The sequence below is a fragment of the Aquipuribacter hungaricus genome, assembly GCF_037860755.1.
Lineage (GTDB): Bacteria > Actinomycetota > Actinomycetes > Actinomycetales > JBBAYJ01 > Aquipuribacter > Aquipuribacter hungaricus.
The window spans coordinates 1-22506 of the sequence record NZ_JBBEOI010000022.1; the positions used below are offsets into that span (position 1 = coordinate 1).

At 70.0% G+C, this 22506-nt stretch carries 21 protein-coding genes and 1 tRNA gene; 1 reads left to right on the forward strand and 21 read right to left on the reverse strand.

The window, feature by feature from the left end; genetic code table 11:
* From rpsC to WCS02_RS05270, 21 genes are all read right to left on the reverse strand, one after another.
* Window positions 1–736 (reverse strand): 30S ribosomal protein S3 (gene rpsC, locus WCS02_RS05170; protein ID WP_340290691.1); only part of this gene is annotated, 736 nt, incomplete at its 3' end.
* Entirely contained in the window at window positions 736–1131 is a 396-nt protein-coding gene (gene rplV / locus WCS02_RS05175; RefSeq protein WP_340290693.1) for a 50S ribosomal protein L22, read from the reverse strand. The genes rpsC and rplV, both read right to left, overlap by 1 nt.
* 37 nt (window positions 1132–1168) lie before the next feature.
* Window positions 1169–1450 carry a 30S ribosomal protein S19 gene (gene rpsS, locus WCS02_RS05180; protein ID WP_340290696.1) on the reverse strand — a complete coding sequence of 94 codons (282 nt, stop codon included), beginning with the start codon at window positions 1448–1450 and terminating at the stop codon, window positions 1169–1171.
* Between the two features lie 11 nt (window positions 1451–1461).
* Window positions 1462–2298, reverse strand: coding sequence for a 50S ribosomal protein L2 (gene rplB, locus WCS02_RS05185; protein WP_340290698.1), 837 nt, complete (start codon window positions 2296–2298; stop codon window positions 1462–1464).
* Window positions 2299–2316: 18 nt separating this feature from the next.
* Complete coding sequence (gene rplW / locus WCS02_RS05190) at window positions 2317–2637, reverse strand: 50S ribosomal protein L23 (protein WP_340290701.1); 321 nt, start codon at window positions 2635–2637, stop codon at window positions 2317–2319.
* A complete protein-coding gene (gene rplD / locus WCS02_RS05195) occupies window positions 2634–3365 on the reverse strand; it encodes a 50S ribosomal protein L4 (protein WP_340290704.1) in 732 nt (243 codons plus the stop codon). The genes rplW and rplD overlap by 4 nt, the downstream gene beginning before the upstream one ends.
* Before the next feature lies 1 nt (window position 3366).
* Window positions 3367–4014, reverse strand: a complete 648-nt coding sequence (gene rplC, locus WCS02_RS05200; protein ID WP_340290707.1) for a 50S ribosomal protein L3 — start codon at window positions 4012–4014, stop codon at window positions 3367–3369.
* A gap of 12 nt (window positions 4015–4026) precedes the next feature.
* A complete protein-coding gene (gene rpsJ, locus WCS02_RS05205) occupies window positions 4027–4335 on the reverse strand; it encodes a 30S ribosomal protein S10 (protein WP_340290715.1) in 309 nt (102 codons plus the stop codon).
* A 350-nt stretch (window positions 4336–4685) separates the two neighbouring features.
* Window positions 4686–5879: an elongation factor Tu gene (gene tuf / locus WCS02_RS05210; protein WP_340290717.1), complete on the reverse strand. Its 1194-nt coding sequence runs from the start codon at window positions 5877–5879 to the stop codon at window positions 4686–4688.
* Between the two features lie 143 nt (window positions 5880–6022).
* Entirely contained in the window at window positions 6023–8131 is a 2109-nt protein-coding gene (fusA, locus tag WCS02_RS05215) for an elongation factor G (RefSeq protein ID WP_340290719.1), read from the reverse strand.
* A gap of 147 nt (window positions 8132–8278) precedes the next feature.
* Window positions 8279–8749, reverse strand: a complete 471-nt coding sequence (rpsG, locus tag WCS02_RS05220) for a 30S ribosomal protein S7 (protein ID WP_340290721.1) — start codon at window positions 8747–8749, stop codon at window positions 8279–8281.
* Window positions 8749–9123, reverse strand: a complete 375-nt coding sequence (gene rpsL, locus WCS02_RS05225) for a 30S ribosomal protein S12 (protein WP_340290723.1) — start codon at window positions 9121–9123, stop codon at window positions 8749–8751. Before rpsL ends, rpsG begins: the two co-directional genes overlap by 1 nt.
* A gap of 295 nt (window positions 9124–9418) precedes the next feature.
* A complete protein-coding gene (locus WCS02_RS05230) occupies window positions 9419–13300 on the reverse strand; it encodes a DNA-directed RNA polymerase subunit beta' (protein WP_340290725.1) in 3882 nt (1293 codons plus the stop codon).
* A 94-nt stretch (window positions 13301–13394) separates the two neighbouring features.
* The gene (gene rpoB, locus WCS02_RS05235) at window positions 13395–16886 is read right to left on the reverse strand and encodes a DNA-directed RNA polymerase subunit beta (protein WP_376983747.1); all 3492 of its coding nucleotides are present in this window, start codon (window positions 16884–16886) and stop codon (window positions 13395–13397) included.
* A 211-nt stretch (window positions 16887–17097) separates the two neighbouring features.
* Complete coding sequence (gene rplL / locus WCS02_RS05240) at window positions 17098–17484, reverse strand: 50S ribosomal protein L7/L12 (RefSeq protein ID WP_340290729.1); 387 nt, start codon at window positions 17482–17484, stop codon at window positions 17098–17100.
* Window positions 17485–17609: 125 nt separating this feature from the next.
* Entirely contained in the window at window positions 17610–18143 is a 534-nt protein-coding gene (rplJ, locus tag WCS02_RS05245; RefSeq protein WP_340290731.1) for a 50S ribosomal protein L10, read from the reverse strand.
* A 305-nt stretch (window positions 18144–18448) separates the two neighbouring features.
* Window positions 18449–19159 (reverse strand): 50S ribosomal protein L1, encoded by a 711-nt coding sequence (gene rplA, locus WCS02_RS05250; RefSeq protein ID WP_340290733.1) that lies wholly within the window; start codon window positions 19157–19159, stop codon window positions 18449–18451.
* Window positions 19160–19309: 150 nt separating this feature from the next.
* The gene (gene rplK / locus WCS02_RS05255) at window positions 19310–19744 is read right to left on the reverse strand and encodes a 50S ribosomal protein L11 (protein WP_340290735.1); all 435 of its coding nucleotides are present in this window, start codon (window positions 19742–19744) and stop codon (window positions 19310–19312) included.
* A gap of 63 nt (window positions 19745–19807) precedes the next feature.
* Complete coding sequence (gene nusG, locus WCS02_RS05260; RefSeq protein WP_340290737.1) at window positions 19808–20668, reverse strand: transcription termination/antitermination protein NusG; 861 nt, start codon at window positions 20666–20668, stop codon at window positions 19808–19810.
* A 64-nt stretch (window positions 20669–20732) separates the two neighbouring features.
* Window positions 20733–20972: a preprotein translocase subunit SecE gene (gene secE, locus WCS02_RS05265; RefSeq protein WP_376983750.1), complete on the reverse strand. Its 240-nt coding sequence runs from the start codon at window positions 20970–20972 to the stop codon at window positions 20733–20735.
* A gap of 36 nt (window positions 20973–21008) precedes the next feature.
* Window positions 21009–21081, reverse strand: a tRNA-Trp gene (locus tag WCS02_RS05270).
* 161 nt (window positions 21082–21242) lie between these two features.
* Between WCS02_RS05270 and WCS02_RS05275 the strand changes: the two genes are divergently transcribed.
* A complete protein-coding gene (locus WCS02_RS05275; RefSeq protein ID WP_340290739.1) occupies window positions 21243–22457 on the forward strand; it encodes a pyridoxal phosphate-dependent aminotransferase in 1215 nt (404 codons plus the stop codon).
* Window positions 22458–22506 lie beyond the last annotated feature (49 nt).

Genomic DNA, 22506 nt, shown 5'->3' on the forward strand with positions numbered 1-22506 from the left:
GGTCGGTGCGCACGGGGCGCTCCGGGCGGTCGCCGCGGACGGGACGGCGGCCGGCGCCGCGGGGGGCGGCCGAGGCCTGCTCGCGGGCGAGCTCCTTGGCCGTCTTGTCGCCGTTGTAGATCCAGACCTTCACGCCGATGCGGCCGAACGTCGTCTTGGCCTCGAAGAAGCCGTAGTCGATGTTCGCGCGCAGGGTGTGCAGGGGGACCCGGCCCTCGCGGTAGAACTCCGTGCGACTCATCTCCGCGCCGCCGAGGCGGCCGGAGACCTGCACCCGGATGCCCTTGGCGCCGGCGCGCTGGGCGGACTGCATGCCCTTGCGCATGGCGCGGCGGAACGAGACACGGCTGGACAGCTGCTCGGCGATGCCGACGGCGCACAGCTGCGCGTCGCCCTCGGGGTTCTTCACCTCGAGGATGTTGAGCTGCACCTGCTTGCCCGTGAGCTTCTCGAGCTCGCCGCGCAGACGGTCGGCCTCGGCGCCGCGGCGGCCGATGACGATGCCGGGGCGGGCGGTGTGCAGGTCGACGCGGACCCGGTCGCGGGTGCGCTCGATCTCGACCTTGGCGATGCCGGCGCGCTCGAGGCCCACCGTCATGAGACGGCGGATCTTGACGTCCTCGCCGACGTAGTCCCGGTAGCGCTGGCCCGACGCCGTCGAGTCCGCGAACCAGCGGGACTTGTGCTCGGTCGTGATCCCGAGCCGGTACCCGTGCGGGTTGACCTTCTGACCCATCAGCGGGCTCCCTTCGTGGAACGGCTGTCCGTGCCGGCACCGGCGGTGTCCGGGCTCGAGACGACGACCGTGACGTGGCTCGTGCGCTTGTTGATGCGGAACGCGCGGCCCTGGGCCCGCGGCTGGAACCGCTTGAGCGTGGGGCCCTCGTCGACGAACGCCGTGGTGACGACGAGCTCGTCGGGGACGAACCGCTCGCCGTACTTCTCGGCCTCGACCCGCGCGTTGGCGATCGCGGACTCGACGAGCTTGCGGACCGGGGCGGCGGCCGTCTGCGGGCTGAACCGCAGGACCTGCACCGCCTCGGTCGCACGCTTGCCGCGCACGAGGTCGACGACGCGCCGGGCCTTCATGGGCGTGACGCGCAGGTGGCGCACCTTCGCCGTGGCTTCCATATCTGGCTCCTGACCTGTCTCGGAGGGCGTCGCCGCGTCAGCGGCGACGGCCCTTCCGGTCGTCCTTCTCGTGCCCGCGGAACGTGCGGGTGGGGGCGAACTCGCCCAGCTTGTGGCCGACCATCGACTCGGTGACGAACACCGGGACGTGCTTGCGGCCGTCGTGCACGGCGATGGTGTGCCCGAGCATGTCCGGCACGATCATCGAGCGGCGCGACCAGGTCTTGATGACGTTCTTGGTCCCGGCCTCGTTCTGTGCGTCCACCTTCTTGGTCAGGTGGTCGTCGACGAACGGGCCCTTCTTCAGGCTGCGTGGCATCGTCGCTCCTCTCAGCGCTTCTTGCCGGCGGTGCGGCGACGGACGATCTGGGCATCGCTGGACTTGCCGGGGCGACGGGTGCGGCCCTCGGGCTTGCCCCACGGGGTGACCGGGTGGCGACCACCGGAGGTCTTGCCCTCACCACCACCGTGCGGGTGGTCGACCGGGTTCATGACGACACCGCGGACGGTCGGGCGCTTGCCCTTCCAGCGCATGCGGCCGGCCTTGCCCCAGTTGATGTTCGACTGCTCGGCGTTGCCGACCTCGCCGATCGTGGCCCGGCAGCGGACGTCGACGTTGCGGATCTCCCCCGACGGCATGCGCAGCTGCGCGTTCGTGCCCTCGCGGGCGACGAGACGGACGCTGGTGCCGGCGGACCGGGCGATCTTGGCGCCGCCACCGGGACGGAGCTCGATGGCGTGCACGACCGTGCCGACCGGGATGTTGCGCAGCGGGAGGTTGTTCCCGGGCTTGATGTCGGCGCCGGGACCGTTCTCGATGACGTCACCCTGCGACAGCTTGTTGGGGGCGATGATGTAGCGCTTCTCGCCGTCCACGTAGTGCAGCAGCGCGATGCGCGCGGTGCGGTTGGGGTCGTACTCGATGTGCGCGACCTTGGCGTTCACGCCGTCCTTGTCGTGACGGCGGAAGTCGATGAGGCGGTAGGCGCGCTTGTGGCCGCCACCCTGGTGACGGGTGGTGATGCGGCCAGCGTTGTTGCGGCCGCCCTTCTTCGTCAGGGGGCGCACCAGCGACTTCTCGGGGGTGTCGCGCGTGACCTCGACGAAGTCGGCGACCGAGGAGCCGCGGCGACCGGGGGTCGTCGGCTTGTACTTGCGGATGGCCATGTCAGTCAGTCCTCGAGATCACGCGGCCGGACCGAAGATGTCGATCGTGCCCTCGCGGAGGGTGACGATCGCACGCTTCGTGTCCTTGCGCTTGCCGGTGCCGTACCGCGTGCGACGAGTCTTGCCCACACGGTTGATGATGTTGACGCCCTTGGGGGCGACCTTGACGCCGAAGACCTTCTCGACCGCGATCTTGATCTCGGTCTTCGAGGCGCGCGGGTCGACGAGGAAGGTGTACTTCCCGTCCTCCTGCAGGCCGTAGGACTTCTCGCTGACGACCGGCGCGACGAGGATGTCGCGCGGGTCCTTGCCGACGTGGGCGAAGTCGTGCTCGCTCATGCCGTGGCCTCCTCGTCGGTCGTGGTGGCGGGGGTCCCGGCGGTGCCGGTGCCGAGGCGGTGCTCGACGAACTCCTGCAGGGCGGGGCCCACGAAGACGACGTCGTCACTGACCAGCACGTCGTAGGTGTTGAGCTGGTCGACGGCCAGGACGTGCAGGCCCGAGAGGTTCCGGACGCTCTTCCAGGACACGTCGTCCTCGCGGCTCACGAGCACGAGCAGGTTCGCCCGGGTGCTGACGTGGCCGAGCGCGGTGCGGGCCGAGGCGGCCGACGGGGTCTCCCCCGTGACGAGGGCCTCGAGCACGTGGATGCGGCCGTGGCGCGCCCGGTCGGACAGCGACCCGCGCAGGGCGGCCGCGATCATCTTCTTGGGCGTGCGCTGGCTGTAGTCGCGCGGCACGGGGCCGTGCACGACGCCGCCGCCGGTGAACTGGGGCGCACGGGTCGAGCCCTGGCGGGCGCGGCCGGTGCCCTTCTGGCGGTAGGGCTTGCGGCCACCGCCGGACACCTCGGCGCGCGTCTTGGTCTTGTGCGTGCCCTGGCGCGCCGCGGCGAGCTGGGCGACGACGACCTGGTGGATGAGCGGCACGTTGGTCTGCACGCCGAAGAGCTCGGCCGGCAGGTCGACGGTGCGCGGGCTCGAGCCGTCGGCCGCGAGGACGGGGACAGTCAGCGAGGCCGTGGTCTCCGCGGTCGAGGCGGCGGGCGCCTGCGTGGTGGTGGTCATCTCAGGCCTCCTTCTTGCTGGCGGTCTTGACGAGCACGACCGAGTTGCGGGGGCCGGGGACGGCGCCCTTGACGAGCAGGTAGCCGCGCTCGACGTCGACCGCGTGCACCTGCAGGTTCTGGGTGGTCTGGCGGTCGTGGCCCATCCGCCCCGCCATGCGCATGCCCTTGAAGACACGGCCGGGGGTGGAGGCGCCACCGATGGAGCCGGGCTTGCGGTGGTTGCGGTGGGAACCGTGGGAGGCGCTGACGCCCTTGAAGCCGTGACGCTTCATGACGCCGGCGGTGCCCTTGCCCTTGGTGGTCCCGACGACGTCGACGAACTGGCCCTCGGTGAAGGTGTCGAGCCCGACCTCCTGGCCGAGGTCGTAGGCACCGGTGGTGCGGACCTCGACGAGGTGGCGGCGCGGCGGGGTGCCCGCGCGCTCGAACACCCCGGACATGGGCTTGTTCACCTTGCGGGGGTCGATGCGGCCGTAACCCAGCTGCACCGCGGCGTAGCCGTCCTTGTCCGCGGTCTTCACGTCGGTGACGACGTTGCCGGCGACCTCGACGACCGTGACGGGGACGAGCACGTTGTCCGCGCCCCAGACCTGGGTCATGCCCAGCTTGCGGCCCAGCAGGGCCCGCACTTCTCTCTCAGTGGTCACGAGTCAGATCCCTCAGAGCTTGATCTCGATGTCGACGCCCGCGGGGAGGTCGAGCCGCATGAGCGAGTCCACCGTCTTGGGCGTCGGGTCCAGGATGTCGATGAGCCGCTTGTGGGTGCGCATCTCGAAGTGCTCGCGGCTGTCCTTGTACTTGTGCGGCGAGCGGATGACGCAGTAGACGTTCTTCTCCGTCGGCAGCGGCACGGGGCCGGCCACGGAGGCGCCGGTACGGATGACCGTCTCGACGATCTTGCGCGCCGAGGAGTCGATCACCTCGTGGTCGTAGGCCTTGAGCCTGATGCGGATCTTCTGTCCCGCCATGCGTCGTCCACTCTCTCTCTTCGGTACCGGTTCCCGGCCTCTCGGGGCCGCCATCCGGTGGTCGTGCTCTGGTCTGGTGGGGCCGTGGTCCTGGCCCGGAGCCCGACCCCCGCGCCCGGGCGTGTCGGCCCTGGATCGGTCTGGTCGGTGTACGTCGTGCTGCCACCCCCCGGTCCTGGGGACCGTTGGTGGGCACCGGGGTGCGCCGGGCAACCGCGACAGTCTGTCAGACGTGCGCGCCACGACCAAACCGGCCGGGTGCCCCGCCGTGCGCCCCTCCCCCGCCGGCGGCGGGGGCCCGGACGCACGACAGCGGCGCCCCGGGTGACCGGGGCGCCGCCGAAGGCGTGTCAGGCGTTGATCTTGGTGACGCGGCCTGCGCCGACGGTGCGGCCACCCTCGCGGATGGCGAAGCGCAGACCCTGCTCCATGGCGATCGGCTGGATCAGCGCGACCGTCATCGAGGTGTCGTCGCCGGGCATGACCATCTCGGTGCCCTCGGGCAGCGTGATGACGCCGGTGACGTCGGTGGTGCGGAAGTAGAACTGGGGACGGTAGTTCGAGTAGAACGGGTTGTGACGCCCGCCCTCGTCCTTGCTCAGGATGTAGACCTGGGCCTCGAAGTCCGTGTGGGGCGTGATGGAGCCGGGCTTGACGACGACCTGGCCGCGCTCGACGTCCTCGCGCTTGATGCCGCGCAGGAGCAGACCGACGTTCTCGCCCGCACGGGCCTCGTCGAGCAGCTTGCGGAACATCTCGACACCGGTGACGGTCGTGCGGGTGGAGGAGTCCTTGATGCCGACGATCTCCACCTCCTCGTTCACCTTGAGGATGCCGCGCTCGGCGCGGCCGGTCACGACGGTGCCGCGGCCGGTGATCGTGAAGACGTCCTCGATCGGCATGAGGAACGGCTGGTCGACGGCACGCTCGGGCTCGGGGATGGCGGTGTCGACCGCGTCCATGAGCTCGAGGAGCTTGTCGCCCCACTCCTTGTCGCCCTCCAGCGCCTTGAGCGCGGAGACGCGGACGACGGGCAGGTCGTCACCGGGGAACTCGTACTGGTTGAGCAGGTCGCGGACCTCGACCTCGACGAGCTCGAGGATCTCCTCGTCGTCCACCATGTCGGCCTTGTTGAGGGCGACGACGATGTAGGGGACGCCGACCTGGCGGGCCAGGAGCACGTGCTCCTTGGTCTGCGGCATGGGGCCGTCGGTGGCGGCGACGACCAGGATCGCACCGTCCATCTGAGCCGCACCGGTGATCATGTTCTTGATGTAGTCGGCGTGACCGGGGCAGTCGACGTGCGCGTAGTGGCGCGTCTCGGTCTGGTACTCGACGTGCGCGATCGAGATCGTGATGCCGCGCTCGCGCTCCTCCGGGGCCTTGTCGATCTGGTCGAACGCCGAGGCGGCGTTCAGGTCCGGGTACTTGTCGTGGAGCACCTTGGTGATGGCCGCGGTCAGCGTCGTCTTGCCATGGTCGATGTGACCGATGGTGCCGATGTTGACGTGCGGCTTGGTCCGCTCGAACTTCGCCTTAGCCACTGGGGCTCCTCCTCGGACTGTTCTCCGCCGACGGGTTCGCCCGACGGTGGTGGTAGGTGTGCCGTGCTCTGGTGGTCTCGTTCAGTCGTGCTGGGCAGACGTGCTGTCCACGGCCGGTCACAGACTAGACCGACCGCGAGGTCTCACTCGCCGCGGATCTTCTTGACGATCTCGTCGGCGACGTTGCGGGGGACCTCCGCGTAGGAGTCGAACTGCATCGTGTAGACCGCGCGGCCCTGGGTGCGGGAGCGCAGGTCGCCGACGTAGCCGAACATCTCCGACAGCGGCACCGTGGCCTTGACGCTCTTGGCGCCGGACACGTCGTCCATGGACTGCATGTGCCCGCGGCGGGAGTTGATGTCGCCGATGACGTCGCCCATGTACTCCTCGGGCGTGCGCACCTCCACGGCCATGATCGGCTCGAGCAGGACGGGGTCCGCCCGGCGGGCCGCCTCCTTGAAGCCGGCGGAGCCGGCGATCTTGAAGGCGAGCTCGGAGGAGTCGACGTCGTGGGCCGCACCGTCGGTCAGCGTCGCGCGGACACCGACCATCGGGTAGCCGGCCAGCACGCCGACCTGCATCGCGTCCTGGAAGCCGGCGTCCACGCTCGGGATGTACTCGCGGGGCACCCGGCCACCGGTCACCTTGTTGTCGAACTGGTAGGTCGCGTCCTCGTCCTCGGCGTCGACCAGCGGCTCGATGGTGAACTGGATCTTGGCGAACTGCCCGGACCCACCGGTCTGCTTCTTGTGGGTGTACGAGTACTTCTCGACCGCGCGGCGGATGGTCTCGCGGTAGGCGACCTGGGGCTTGCCGACGTTCGCCTCGACCTTGAACTCGCGCCGCATGCGGTCCACGAGGATATCGAGGTGGAGCTCGCCCATGCCCTTGATGATGGTCTGGCCGGTCTCCTCGTCCTGCTCGACCTGGAAGGTGGGGTCCTCCTCGGCCAGCTTCTGGATGGCGATGGAGAGCTTCTCCTGGTCGGACTTGGTCTTCGGCTCGATGGCCACCGAGATGACCGGCGCCGGGAACGTCATCGACTCCAGCACGACCTGGTCGGACGGGTCGCACAGGGTGTCCCCCGTGGTCGTGTCCTTGAGGCCGATCATCGCGTAGATGTGGCCCGCCTGGGCCTCGTCGACCGGGTTCTCCTTGTTGGAGTGCATCTGGAAGAGCTTGCCGATGCGCTCCTTCTTGCCCTTGGTCGAGTTGACGACGCCGGAGCCGGCCGCGACCTTGCCGGAGTAGACCCGGACGTAGGTGAGCTTGCCGAAGAACGGGTGCGTGGCGACCTTGAAGGCCAGCGCCGAGAAGGGCTCGGAGGCGTCCGGCTTGCGGATGATCTCCTTCTCCTCGTCGCGGACGTCGTGGCCGATCATCGGCGGGACGTCCAGCGGCGTGGGCAGGTAGTCGAGCACCGCGTCGAGCATGGGCTGGACGCCCTTGTTCTTGAACGCGGAGCCGCACAGCACCGGGTAGACCTCGGAGGCGATCGTCATCTTGCGGATGGCGCCCTTGATCTCCTCGGGCGTCAGCTCCTCGCCGGCGAGGTACTTCTCGAGCAGCTCGTCGTCGGCCTCGGAGATGGTCTCGATGAGGGCGGCGCGGTACTCCGCGGCCTGGTCGGCCAGGTCGGCCGGGATCTCCTCGACCTCGTAGGCCTCGCCCTTGCCGGTGTCGCCGCGCCAGGTGAGGGCGCGCATGTAGACCAGGTCCACGACGCCGAGGAAGTCGTTCTCCGCGCCGATGGGCAGCTGGATGACCAGCGGCTTGGCGCCGAGGCGGTCGACGATGGTCTTCACCGTGAAGAAGAAGTCCGCGCCGAGCTTGTCCATCTTGTTGACGAAGCAGATGCGCGGGACGTCGTACTTGTCGGCCTGGCGCCAGACGGTCTCGGACTGGGGCTCGACGCCCTCCTTGCCGTCGAACACCGCGACGGCGCCGTCGAGCACGCGCAGGCTCCGCTCGACCTCGACGGTGAAGTCGACGTGGCCGGGCGTGTCGATGATGTTGATCTGGGTGCCTTCCCAGAAGCAGGTCGTCGCGGCCGACGTGATGGTGATGCCGCGCTCCTGCTCCTGCTCCATCCAGTCCATCGTCGCGGCGCCGTCGTGCACCTCGCCGATCTTGTAGTTGATCCCGGTGTAGAACAGGATCCGCTCGGTCGTGGTGGTCTTGCCGGCGTCGATGTGCGCCATGATCCCGATGTTGCGGACCTTGGTGAGGTCGGTCAGGACGTCCTGAGCCACGGTGGGCCTTCCTCGTTGCGGGGCTGTCTGGTGGAGCTGGCCGTCATCGGCCGTGAGGGGCCGACCCAGGTAGGTCGGCCCCCGGAGGGGCCCCGCGAGAGGCGGGGCACCGTGGGAGCGGGCGGCGCCTCGTGGGCGCCGCCGGGCTCACCAGCGGTAGTGCGCGAAGGCCTTGTTCGACTCGGCCATCTTGTGCATGTCCTCGCGACGCTTGACCGAGGCACCGAGGCCGTTGCTGGCGTCGAGGATCTCGTTCATGAGGCGCTCGGTCATGGTCTTCTCGCGACGGGCGCGGGAGAAGCCGACGAGCCAGCGCAGGGCCAGCGTCGTGGAGCGCGCGGGGCGCACGTCGACCGGGACCTGGTAGGTCGAGCCGCCGACGCGGCGGGAGCGGACCTCGAGGGCGGGCTTGACGTTGTCGAGCGCGCGCTTGAGGAGGATCACCGGGTCGTTGCCGGTCTTGGCGCGGGCACCCTCGAGGGCGCCGTACACCGTTCGCTCGGCGACGGACTTCTTGCCGTCGAGGAGCACCTTGTTCACCAGCTGCGTGACCAGCGGCGAGTGGTACACCGGGTCGACGACGAGCGGACGCTTGGGAGCGGGGCCCTTACGAGGCATCAGCTCTTCTCCTTCTTCGCGCCGTAGCGCGAGCGGGCCTGCTTGCGGTTCTTGACGCCCTGGGTGTCGAGGGAGCCGCGGACGATCTTGTACCGGACGCCGGGCAGGTCCTTCACCCGGCCGCCGCGCACGAGCACCATGGAGTGCTCCTGAAGGTTGTGGCCGACACCGGGGATGTAGGCGGTGACCTCGATGCCGTTGCTCAGACGCACGCGAGCGACCTTGCGCAGGGCAGAGTTCGGCTTCTTGGGCGTGGTCGTGTAGACGCGGGTGCAGACGCCACGGCGCTGGGGAGACCCCTTGAGCGCGGGCGTGCTGTTCTTCACCGGCTTGTCCTGGCGGCCCTTGCGGACCAGCTGCTGGATCGTGGGCACCGCTGCGGTACTCCCTACTGGATTGTCTGGTGGTGTGCCTGGTCGGCGGATCGGGCTTTGACCCCCGCACCCGGGCGTGTCGCGCTCGTGCACCTCGTGCTGCCGAGGCACGCGCGATGACCCGGTCCGACCGGGCGACTCGGGAGAGGGTACCTATCCCGGGTCGCGATGGTCAAAACGCCCCGTGGTCAGGACGCCCGATGGTCAGGACGCCCCGTGATCGGGCGCCCTGGTGGTCAGGACGCCTGCGCGGGCCGGCACCCCTGTCACCAGGGGTGCCGGCCCGACGGAGGGATCAGCGGTAGCTGCCGCCGAAATCGAGGTCCTCGAGCGGCACGGCCTGCCCGCTCCCGGACCCGAACGCCGCGTAGTCGGAGTCGTCGTAGCTGGGCAGCGTGTACATGGCTGCCTTCGCCTCCTCGGTCGGCTCGACCGTCACGTCGCGGTAGCGCGCAAGACCGGTGCCGGCGGGGATCAGCTTGCCGATGATGACGTTCTCCTTGAGCCCGACCAGCGGGTCGGACTTGGCGTTCATCGCCGCGTCCGTGAGCACCCGGGTGGTCTCCTGGAACGAGGCCGCGGACAGCCACGACTCCGTCGCCAGGGAGGCCTTGGTGATGCCCATGAGCTCGGGCCGGCCGGAGGCCGGCTTGCCGCCGCTGCGCACGACCTCGCGGTTGGTCGTCTCGAAGCGCGTGCGCTCCGTCAGCTCCCCCGGCAGCAGGTTCGCGTCGCCGGAGTCGATGATCGTCACCCGCTTGAGCATCTGGCGGACGATGACCTCGATGTGCTTGTCGTGGATCGTCACGCCCTGGCTGCGGTAGACGCGCTGGACCTCGTCCACCAGGTGCTGCTGCACCTTGCGAGGCCCGAGCAGGCGGAGGACCTGCTTGGGGTCGACGACGCCCGCGGTTAGCTGCTGGCCGACGACGACGCTCTCGCCGTCCTTGACCAGGAGCTTGGAGCGCGAGCTGACGGGGACCTCGATCTCGTCGGCGCCGTCGTCCGGCACCAGCGTGACCGCAGTGACCACGTCGTTGTCGTTGCGCTCCAGCCGCACGCGGCCGGTGACCTCGGCGATGGGCGCGTTCCCCTTGGGGGTGCGCGCCTCGAAGAGCTCGACGACGCGGGGCAGACCCTGCGTGATGTCGTCGCCGGCCACACCACCGGTGTGGAAGGTGCGCATGGTCAGCTGCGTGCCGGGCTCGCCGATCGACTGGGCCGCGACGATGCCGACGGCCTCGCCGATGTCGACGAGCTTGCCGGCGGCCAGGGAGCGGCCGTAGCAGAGCGCGCAGGTGCCGACGTGGGACTCGCAGGTGAGGACCGAGCGGACCTTGACCTCGTGCACCCCCGCCGCGACGAGCCGGTCGATGACGACATCGCCGAGGTCGGTGTTCGCGGTGGCGACGACCTCGCCGTCGACCTCCACGTCCGTGGCCAGGCTGCGGGCGTAGACCGTGGACTCGACGTGCTCGTCCTTGACGAGGACGCCCTCGGCGTTCTCCGTCGCGATCGGCATGACGAGGCCGCGCTCGGTGCCGCAGTCCTCCTCGCGGACGATGACGTCCTGGCTGACGTCCACCAGACGACGGGTGAGGTACCCGGAGTCGGCGGTGCGCAGGGCGGTGTCCGCCAGGCCCTTGCGGGCACCGTGCGTGGAGATGAAGAACTCCAGCACGGACAGGCCCTCGCGGAAGTTCGCCTTGATCGGACGGACGATGATCTCGCCCTTCGGGTTGGCGACGAGGCCGCGCATGCCCGCGATCTGGCGCATCTGCATCATGTTGCCCCGGGCGCCCGAGGTGACCATGCGGTAGATGGTGTTGGTGTCGGTGAGGTTGTCCTCCATGGCCTGGGAGACCTCGTCGGTCGCCTGGGTCCAGATCTCGATCAGCTCACCACGACGCTCGTCGTCGGTGATCAGACCGCGCTCGTACTGGCTCTGGACCTTGTCGGCGCGCGCCTCGTAGGCCTCGAGGATCTCGGCCTTGTTGGACGGCGGGACGACGTCGGACAGGGCGACCGTGGTGCCCGAGCGGGTGGCCCAGTGGAACCCGGCCTCCTTGAGGGCGTCCAGGGACGCGGCGACCTGCACCTTGGGGAAGCGCTCGGCGAGGTCGTAGACGATCGAGCTGAGCTTCTTCTTGTCCACCGTGTAGTTGACGAAGGGGAAGTCCAGCGGGAGCGCCTCGTTGAACAGCGTCCGGCCGAGCGTGGTCTTCAGGCGGATGGTCTCGCCCTCGACGTAGCCCTCCGGCGCCACCCAGCCCAGCGGCGGCACGAGGTCGGGGATCTTGATCTCGACCATGGAGCCGACGTGGATCTCCTTGCGGTCCAGGGCCATGAGGGCCTCGGAGACCGAGGAGAAGGAGCGGCCCGTGCCGGGGGCGTCCTCGGGCATGTCCTTCGTCAGGTGGTACAGCCCGATGATCATGTCCTGGGTGGGCATGGTGACCGGCCGGCCGTCCGACGGCTTGAGGATGTTGTTGCTGGACAGCATGAGGATGCGGGCCTCGGCCTGCGCCTCCGCGGACAGCGGCAGGTGCACGGCCATCTGGTCGCCGTCGAAGTCGGCGTTGAACGCCGTGCAGACGAGCGGGTGGATCTGGATGGCCTTGCCCTCGACCAGCTGGGGCTCGAAGGCCTGGATGCCGAGGCGGTGCAGCGTGGGCGCACGGTTCAGCAGCACGGGGTGCTCGCTGATGACCTCCTCCAGCACGTCCCACACGACCGAGCGCGAGCGCTCGACCATCCGCTTGGCGGACTTGATGTTCTGCGCGTGGTTGAGGTCGACCAGGCGCTTCATGACGAAGGGCTTGAACAGCTCCAGCGCCATCTGCTTGGGCAGGCCGCACTGGTGCAGCTTGAGCTGTGGGCCGACGACGATGACCGAGCGGCCGGAGTAGTCGACACGCTTGCCGAGCAGGTTCTGGCGGAAGCGCCCCTGCTTGCCCTTGAGCATGTCGGACAGCGACTTGAGCGCACGGTTGCCGGGGCCCGTGACGGGCCGGCCGCGGCGGCCGTTGTCGAACAGCGCGTCGACGGCCTCCTGGAGCATGCGCTTCTCGTTGTTGACGATGATCTCGGGCGCACCGAGGTCGAGGAGCCGCTTGAGGCGGTTGTTCCGGTTGATGACCCGGCGGTAGAGGTCGTTGAGGTCGGAGGTCGCGAAGCGGCCACCGTCCAGCTGGACCATCGGGCGCAGGTCCGGCGGGATCACCGGGACGCAGTCCAGCACCATGCCCATGGGCGAGTTGGTGGTGGACAGGAACGCGCTGACGACCTTGAGCCGCTTGAGCGCACGGGTCTTCTTCTGGCCCTTGCCGGTGGCGATGGTCTCGCGCAGCGAGGCCGCCTCGGCGTCCAGGTCGAAGGTCTCCAGGCGCTTCTGCAGCGCCGCGGCACCCATCCCGCCCTCGAAGTACATGCCGAAGCGGAGCCGCATCTCGCGGTACAGCTGCTCGTCGCCCTCGAGGTCCTGGACCTTGAGGTTCTTGAAGCGGTCCCAGACGGCCTCGAGCTTGTCGAGCTCCTGGGTCGCGCGACGGCGCATCTGCGACATCTCGCGCTCGGCGCCCTCGCGCACCTTGCGGCGCACGTCGGCCTTGGCGCCCTCGGCCTCGAGCTCGGCCAGGTCCCCCTCGAGGCGCTTGGCGCGCTCGTCGATCTCGGCGTCGCGACGGCGCTCGATCTCGCCCTTCTCGTTGAGGATGCCCGTCTCCAGGCTCGACAGGTCGCGGTGGCGCGCCTCGTCGTCGACCGAGGTGATCATGTAGGCGGCGAAGTAGATGACCTTCTCGAGGTCCTTCGGCGCGAGGTCGAGCAGGTAGCCCAGACGGCTGGGGACACCCTTGAAGTACCAGATGTGGGTGACGGGGGCGGCGAGCTCGATGTGGCCCATCCGCTCACGGCGCACCTTGGCGCGAGTCACCTCGACGCCGCAGCGCTCGCAGATGATCCCCTTGAACCGGACACGCTTGTACTTGCCGCAGTAGCACTCCCAGTCCCGGGTGGGACCGAAGATCTTCTCGCAGAAGAGCCCGTCCTTCTCCGGCTTGAGCGTGCGGTAGTTGATGGTCTCGGGCTTCTTGACCTCGCCGTGCGACCACGCACGGATGTTGTCGGCGGTGGCCAGACCGATGCGGAGCTCGTCGAAGAAGTTGACGTCGAGCACAGGTTCCTTCTCTCGTTGCGTTCAGTCGCTCGTCACGGGGTGGGGGCCAGGCGGCCGGCCGGTCGGGCCGGCCGCCTCGCCCCCGGTGGGGTCGTCAGACCTCTTCGACGCTGCTCGGCTCCCGCCGGGACAGGTCGATGCCGAGCTCCTCGGCCGCGCGGAACACGTCGTCGTCGGAGTCCCGCATCTCGATCGACGTGCCGTCGCTGGACAGCACCTCGACGTTGAGACACAGGGACTGCATCTCCTTGATGAGGACCTTGAACGACTCCGGGATGCCCGGCTCAGGGATGTTGTCGCCCTTGACGATGGCCTCGTACACCTTGACGCGGCCGATGACGTCGTCCGACTTGATGGTGAGCAGCTCCTGCAGCGCGTAGCTCGCGCCGTACGCCTCGAGCGCCCACACCTCCATCTCGCCGAACCGCTGACCGCCGAACTGCGCCTTACCACCCAGCGGCTGCTGCGTGATCATCGAGTACGGGCCGGTCGAGCGGGCGTGGATCTTGTCGTCGACCAGGTGGTGCAGCTTGAGGATGTACATGTAGCCGACGGACACCGGCTCGGGGAACGGCTCGCCGGAGCGGCCGTCGAGCAGGCGCGCCTTGCCGTCGGCGTCGACCAGGCGGTCGCCGTCGCGGTTCGGCAGCGTCGAGCTGAGCAGGCCGGTGACCTCGTCCTCGGTCGCCCCGTCGAAGACCGGGCTGGCGACGTTGGTCCCCGGCGCGACCTCGCGGACGCTGTCGGGCATGCGCGCCGCCCACTCCGGACCACCCTCGATCTTCCAGCCCTGGCTGGCGATCCAGCCGAGGTGGAGCTCGAGGACCTGGCCGATGTTCATGCGGCCGGGCACGCCGAGCGGGTTGAGGATGATGTCGACCGGGGTGCCGTCCTCGAGGAACGGCATGTCCTCCACGGGCAGGATCTTGGAGATGACGCCCTTGTTGCCGTGGCGGCCGGCCAGCTTGTCGCCGTCGGTGATCTTGCGCTTCTGGGCGACGTAGACCCGGACCAGCTGGTTGACGCCCGGCGGGAGCTCGTCGCCCTCGTCGCGGTCGAACAGCCGGACGCCGATGACGGTGCCGGTCTCGCCGTGGGGCACCTTGAGGCTGGTGTCGCGGACCTCGCGGGCCTTCTCGCCGAAGATGGCGCGCAGGAGGCGCTCCTCGGGGGTGAGCTCGGTCTCGCCCTTGGGTGTGACCTTGCCGACGAGGATGTCGCCCGGGACGACCTCGGCACCGATGCGGATGATCCCGCGCTCGTCGAGGTCCGCGAGGACCTCCTCGCCGACGTTGGGGATGTCCCGCGTGATCTCCTCGGGCCCGAGCTTGGTGTCGCGGGCGTCGACCTCGTGCTCCTCGATGTGGATCGAGGAGAGGACGTCGTCCTGCACCAGGCGCTGGCTGAGGATGATGGCGTCCTCGTAGTTGAGGCCCTCCCACGGCATGAACGCCACGAGGAGGTTGCGGCCCAGGGCCATCTCGCCGCCGTCGGTCGAGGGACCGTCGGCGAGGATGCTGCCGGCCTCGACGCGCTGGCCGGAGTCCACCAGGACGCGCTGGTTGTAGCTGGTGCCCTGGTTGGAGCGGCGGAACTTGTGCACCCGGTAGGTGCGGTAGGCCCCGTCGTCCTGCGCGATCGTCACGGCGTCGGCCGCGACCTCGTGCACCACTCCCCCGGCCTCGGCCACGACGACGTCGCCGCCGTCGACCGCGGCGCGCAGCTCCATGCCGGTGCCGACGAACGGCGCCTCGGCACGGACCAGCGGGACGGCCTGGCGCTGCATGTTGGAGCCCATGAGCGCGCGGTTGGAGTCGTCGTGCTCGAGGAACGGGATCATCGCGGTGGCGACCGAGGAGATCTGCCGCGCCGAGACGTCCATGAAGTCGACGTCGCCGCCGTGGACGTAGTCGACCTCGCCGAACCGGGTCCGGACGAGCACGCGCTCCTCGGCGAAGCGGCTGTCGGCGTCGAGCGGGGCGTTGGCCTGCGCGACGACGAAGTTGTCCTCCTCGTCGGCGGTGAGGTACTGGACCTCGTCGCTGACGACGCCGTCGAGGACCTTGCGGTACGGGGTCTCGACGAAGCCGAAGGAGTTGATGCGGGCGTACGTGGCGAGCGAGCCGATCAGGCCGATGTTCGGGCCCTCGGGGGTCTCGATCGGGCACATGCGGCCGTAGTGCGACGGGTGCACGTCGCGCACCTCGAAGCCGGCGCGGTCGCGGGACAGACCACCCGGGCCCAGCGCGGACAGACGACGCTTGTGCGTCAGGCCGGCGAGCGGGTTGTTCTGGTCCATGAACTGCGACAGCTGGGAGGTCCCGAAGAACTCCTTGATCGCCGCGACGACGGGCCGGATGTTGATGAGGCTCTGCGGGGTGATGGCCTCCACGTCGGAGGTCGTCATCCGCTCGCGCACGACGCGCTCCATCCGCGACAGGCCGGTGCGGACCTGGTTCTGGATGAGCTCGCCGACGCTGCGCAGGCGACGGTTGCCGAAGTGGTCGATGTCGTCGACCTCGACCCGCAGCTCGACGGGCTCGCCGACCTTGTGCCCGGACATGGTGCGCTGGTCCTCGCCGCCGGAGGAGGCGTTGTGGTGCAGCGTCACCAGGTACTTCAGGGTGGCCACGATGTCCGCGAGGGACAGCGTGGAGTCCGCGAGCGGCTTGTCGACGCCCAGCTTGCGGTTGAGCTTGTAGCGCCCCACCTTGGCCAGGTCGTACCGCTTGGGGTTGAAGTACAGGTTGTCGAGCAGGGTCTGCGCCGCCTCGCGCGTGGGCGGCTCGCCCGGGCGCAGCTTGCGGTACAGGTCCAGCAGGGCCGCGTCGGAGTCGGCCGTGGTGTCCTTGTCCAGCGTGGCGAGCATGGAGTCGTAGCCCGAGAACTCGTCCCGGATCTCCTGCTCGGACATGCCGAGCGCCTTGAGGAAGACCGTGACCGACTGCTTGCGCTTGCGGTCCACGCGCACGCCGACGGCGTCGCGCTTGTCGATCTCGAACTCGAGCCAGGCGCCGCGGCTCGGGATGAGCTTGGCGGTGAAGACGTCCTTGTCGGACGTCTTGTCGCGGACGCGCTCGAAGTAGGCGCCGGGCGAGCGGACCAGCTGCGACACCACGACACGCTCGGTGCCGTTGATGACGAAGGTGCCGCGGTCGGTCATGAGCGGGAAGTCGCCCATGAAGACCGTCTGGCTCTTGATCTCGCCGGTGGTCATGTTCATGAACTCCGCGGTGACGAAGAGCGGCGCCGCGTAGGTCATGTCCTTCTCGCGGCACTCCTCGACGGAGTACTTGGCGGGTTCGAAGCGGTGGTCCCGGAACGACAGGGACATCGTCTCCGAGAAGTCCTCGATGGGAGAGATCTCCTCGAAGATCTCGGCGAGGCCGGACTTGCCGGCGTCCTCACCGAGGGCCTCGACCCGGGCGACGTAGCTGTCGTTCCCGAGGAGCCAGTCGAAGCTCTCCGTCTGCAGGGCCAGGAGGTCGGGGACCTCCAGCGGCTCACGGATCTTGGCGAAAGAGGGGCGGGGGTTCACCGGTACGGGCTGTACACGAGGAGCGGGCGCGGTGCGCGAGGCGACCAAGACGGGTCCTTCCAGCGGCCTGCTGTTTGGTTTTCGTTGCATGGCTGACACCCCTGGTCAAGCCAGGGGGGCTCAGAGGGTGGGCAGCAAAGGACAACGATAGGACGTGTCCCGGTGCAAGGCAAATCGCCCCGCCCCCCGTGGAGCTCTCCGCGGGGGGCGGGGCGATCAGGCTGCCGGGCGTGCCCGGCGGGAGATCAGGAGCAGGTCGTCACTTGACGGTGACGGTGGCGCCGGCGCCCTCGAGCTTGGCCTTGGCGGCCTCGGCGGCGTCCTTGTCGACCTTCTCCAGGACGGCCTTGGGGGCGGCGTCGACGAGGTCCTTGGCCTCCTTGAGGCCCAGGCTCGTGAGGGCGCGCACCTCCTTGATGACCTGGATCTTCTTCTCGCCGGCAGCCTCGAGGACGACGTCGAACTCGTCCTGCTCGGCGACCTCCTCGGCGGCGGCGCCACCGGCACCACCGGCGGCCGCGACGGCGACCGGGGCGGCGGCGGTGACCTCGAACGTCTCCTCGAACTTCTTCACGAAGTCGGAGAGCTCGAGGAGGGTCATGTCCTTGAACTGCTCGAGCAGCTCGTCGGCGGAGAGCTTCGCCATGGTGTGTCCTTCTTCCTGGTGGGGTGGTGCGGGGCCGCGTCAGGCGGTCGCGCGTGCGGTGCGGTCTGGGTGGTGCGGGTGCTGCAGGTGCTGCGCGTGCAGGTGGTGCGGGGGACGCGGCCTCCTCAGGCCGCGGCCTCCTCCTGCTCGCGCTTGGCCCGCAGCGCGTCGACCGTGCGGGCGGCCTGGGCGAGCGGGGCGGCTGCCATGTAGACGGCCTTGGACAGCGGGGCCTTCATGGCCCCGGCGAGCTTGGCGAGGAGCACCTCGCGCGGCTCGAGGTCAGCCAGCCTGCGCAGCCCCTCGGCGTCGATGGCGCGGCCGTCGAGCACGCCGCCCTTGATGACGAGGGCGGGCGCCTCCCGGCCGAAGTCCCGCAGGCCCTTGGCCGCCTCGACCGGGTCACCGGTGACGAAGGCGATGGCCGTGGGGCCCTTGAGGGCGTCCGCGTCGAGACCCTCGAAGCCGGCCTGCTCGGCCGCGATCTTCGTGAGGGTGTTCTTGACGACCGCGTAGGTCGCGTTGTCGCCGAGGGCGACACGCAGCCGGGTCAGCTGGGAGACGGTGAGCCCGCGGTACTCGGTGAGGACGGCGGCGTTCGAGGCGCGGAACAGGTCCGCGAGCTCGGCGACGGCGTCGACCTTCTCCTGGGTGGGCATGGATGTTCCTTCCGTCTGCGACGGGGCCCGCGTGCGCGGTCCCGACCGAACGGAGCAGCCCTGACATGACGGACGCCCCGGCGCGAGGCACGGGGCGTCGGTGCCCGCTCGCGGGCTCCTGCTCTGCACCTGCGCGGGCCGTCCGGGCTGTCCCGGCTCCTTCGACCACCCCGGAGGGCGGCGACCAACGGTCTTCGGTACGCCGAGGGTACGGGCGCGGGGCGCGTGCGGCCAAATCGCCCGTCCCCGGGGACGGGCGAGGGCCCCGACCGCAGCGGTCGGGGCCCTCGTCGTGCAGGGGGTGCTCAGGCCTGGACGGGCTCCACCGCGCCGCTGGCCGTGGGGTCGACGGGGATGCCGGGGCCCATGGTCGCCGCGACGGTCGCCTTCTTGACGTAGCGGCCCTTCGCGGCGGCCGGCTTGAGACGCATGACCTCGTCCATGGCGGCGGCGTAGTTCTCGAGGAGCTTGGCCTCGTCGAACGACGTCTTGCCGATGATGAAGTGGAGGTTGGAGTGCTTGTCCACGCGGAACTCGATCTTGCCGCCCTTGATCTCCGTGACGGCCTTGGCGACGTCCATGGTCACCGTGCCGGTCTTCGGGTTGGGCATGAGGCCGCGGGGGCCGAGCACCTTGCCGAGCCGGCCGACCTTGCCCATGAGGTCCGGGGTGGCCACGACGGCGTCGAAGTCGAGCCAGCCGCCCTGGATGCGCTCGAGCAGGTCGTCGCTGCCGACGTGGTCGGCGCCGGCCTCGAGGGCCTGCTGCGCACGCTCACCGGTGGCGAAGACAAGGACGCGGGCGGTCTTGCCGGTGCCGTTCGGCAGGTTGACGGTGCCGCGGACCATCTGGTCCGCCTTGCGGGGGTCGACACCCAGGCGGAGGGCGACCTCGACGGTGGCGTCCCACGTGGCCGTGCTGGTCTGCTTGACCAGCTTCACGGCGTCGGCGGGGGCGTACAGGGTGTCCGGGACGATGGCCTCGGCGGCCGCGCGGTAGGCCTTGCTGCGCTTCATGTCTGCTCCTGGTGGGGTGGGGCGTCGGGAGTCGTGGTCGTCGGGCCGCGCGCGGCCCTCCCACGTGGTGCTCGGGTGCTGGTGCTGTGGTGCCGGTGGTGCTCGTGCGGTGGTGCTGGTGGTGCTGGTGCTGCGGTGCCGGTCGCGACGTCAGTCGGAGACGGTGACGCCCATGCTGCGCGCGGTGCCGGCGATGATCTTGCTGGCGGCGTCGAGGTCCGTGGCGTTGAGGTCCTGCAGCTTGGTCTCGGCGATCTTGCGCACCTGCTCCTGGCTGATGGTGGCCACCTTGTCGGTGTGCGGGGTGCCGGAGCCCTTCTCGATCCCGGCGGCCTTCTTGATGAGCTGCGCGGCCGGCGGGGTCTTGGTGACGAAGGTGAACGAGCGGTCCTCGTAGACCGTGATCTCGACGGGGACGATGTCGCCCCGCTGCTGCTCGGTGGCGGCGTTGTAGGCCTTGCAGAACTCCATGATGTTGACGCCGGCGGCACCGAGGGCGGGGCCGATGGGCGGGGCGGGGTTCGCGAGACCGGCCTTGATCTGGAGCTTGATGACTCCAGTGACCTTCTTCTTCTTGGGAGGCACGTCGTGGTCCTTCTGTCGGGGTGGTGCTGCCTGGGTGCTGGGGTGGTACCGGTGGAGCCTCGGTCAGAGCTTGGAGACCTGGCCGAACGAGAGCTCGACGGGGGTCTCGCGGCCGAAGATCGACACGAGGACCTTGAGCTTCTGGGAGTCGACGTTGATCTCGGAGATCGACGCCGGGAGCGTGGCGAACGGGCCGTCCATGACGGTGACGGACTCGCCGACCTCGAAGTCGACGGTCGCCGCGGCGGCCGCGGACCCGCCGGAAGACTTGCCGCCGGAGGCGGACGGCGCCTGCACGGTCGGGGCGAGCATGCCGACGACCTCGTCGAGGGTGAGCGGCACGGGGTGGTGGGCGGACCCGAGGAAGCCGGTGACGCCCGGGGTGTGGCGGACCGCGCCCCACGACTCGTCGGTGAGGTCCATGCGCACCAGCACGTAGGAGGGGATCCGGACCCGGCGGACCTGCTTCTTCTGCCCGTTCTTGATCTCGGTCACCTCCTCCATGGGGACCTCGACCTGGTGGATGTACTCCTCCATGTTGAGGGAGGTGATGCGCGCCTCGAGGTTGGTCTTCACGCGGTTCTCGTAGCCGGCGTAGCTGTGCACGACGAACCACTCCCCCGGCGCGCGGCGCAGCTCGGTGCGCAGCTCGGCGACCGGGTCGGCGGGGGCCTCGTCGACCGGGGTCTCGTCGAGGGCGGCGGCGGCGGTCTCGTCGGACGGCACGACCTCGTCGACCGGGGCGTCGTCGTCCACGTACCCGGACCCGATGACGTCGGTGTCGCCGGTCGCCGCGAGGTCGGCCTGCTGCACGGAGAGGGAGGACTCGTCCAGGGAGGAGAGGTCGTCCGTCGTCACGTCGTCGGCGGCGTCCTGCTCGACGACGTCCTCGGCGTCGGTGCCGACGTGAGGCTGCTCGGACATGTGTGGGACCTGCTTCCTGGGATCGTGGTGGGGCGGGTGCCGGCCGGGCGGCCGGGTGCGGCGCTCAGCCGCCGAACGCCCACAGGACGAGCCGGCCGAACCCGAGGTCGAGGACGCTGACGTAGAGCATCACCGCGACGACAAACACCAGCACGACGCTGGTGTAGGCCACGAGCTCGTCGCGCGTGGGGCGCACGACCTTGCGGAGCTCCGCGAGGACCTGCCGCAGGAAGAGCACGAACCCGCCGCGGCTGCTGGTGCTGCTGCTCGCGGCCGCGGTCGAGCCCTCGGAGGTGTCGCTCACGGGTGATGCCTCTCGCTGGTCGGGGACGCTCGTCTGCAGGGCAGGAGGGACTCGAACCCACAACCCCCGGTTTTGGAGACCGGTGCGCTGCCAATTGCGCCACTGCCCTTCGGTGTGATCCTGCCTCCCACCCGTGCCGGGGCACGGTGAGGACAGCGAGGTGCACGCCGGTCGGTCAGCATACGTCCCCGGGAGGCCCCGGGTCGAATACGCCGCCCGGGACGCGGCCCGCAGCAGCACCCGCGGGCACCGGGGCGGCAGGATGTGGCCATGACCGAGTCCTCCCCCGCCCGCGCCCGAGTCTCCGCCCGCATCGGCGGCATCAGCGAGTCCGCCACCCTCGCCGTCGACGCCAAGGCCAAGGCGCTCAAGGCGGCGGGGCGCCCCGTCATCGGCTTCGGTGCCGGCGAGCCGGACTTCCCCACCCCGCCCGCCGTCGTCGAGGCGGCCCTGGTGGCGGCCCGCGAGCCCGCGATGCACCGCTACACCCCCGCCGCCGGGCTGCCCGCGCTGCGCGAGGCCGTCGCCGCCAAGACCGCGCGCGACTCCGGCCTGGAGGTGCCCGCCTCGCAGGTCCTCATCACCAACGGCGGCAAGCAGGCCGTCTACCAGGCCTTCGCCACGCTGCTGGACCCGGGCGACGAGGTCATCCTCCCGGCGCCGTACTGGACGACGTACCCGGAGGCCGTCCGCCTGGCCGGCGGCGTCCCCGTCGAGGTCTTCGCCGGCCCGGAGCAGGGCTACCTGGTGACGGTCGAGCAGCTGGAGGCGGCGCGCACGCCCCGCACCAAGGTGCTCCTCTACTGCTCCCCCTCCAACCCGACCGGCGCGGTCTACCCCCGCGAGCACGTCGAGGCGATCGGCCGCTGGGCCGTCGAGCACGGCGTGTGGGTCGTCGCCGACGAGATCTACGAGCACCTCACCTACGACGGTGTGACCGCGGAGTCCATGCCCGTCGTCGTCCCGGAGCTCGCGGACACCTGCGTGGTGCTCAACGGCGTCGCCAAGACCTACGCCATGACCGGCTGGCGGGTGGGCTGGATGGTCGGCCCCACCGACGTCGTCAAGGCCGCGACGAACCTGCAGTCGCACCTGAGCAGCAACGTCGCCAACGTGTCCCAGCGCGCGGCGCTGGCCGCGGTGTCCGGCCCGCTGGACGCGGCCCACGAGATGCGCGAGGCCTTCGACCGCCGCCGCCGCACGATGGTCGCGATGCTGTCGGAGATCGACGGCGTCTCCTGCCCGGTCCCCCAGGGCGCGTTCTACGCCTACCCCGACGTGCGCGGCGTCCTGGGCCGGGAGGTCGGCGGCACCACGCCCACCACGTCGGCCGAGCTGGCCACCGTCATCCTCGAGCAGGCCGAGGTGGCCGTCGTGCCCGGCGAGGCGTTCGGCCCCAGCGGCTACCTGCGCCTGTCCTACGCCCTCGGCGACGACGACCTGGCGGAGGGCGTCGGGCGCATCCAGCGGCTGCTCGCCGGCTGAGCGCCGCGGGACGGGGGCTGCCGTGACGACCGGGGCCGGGCAGGCATGC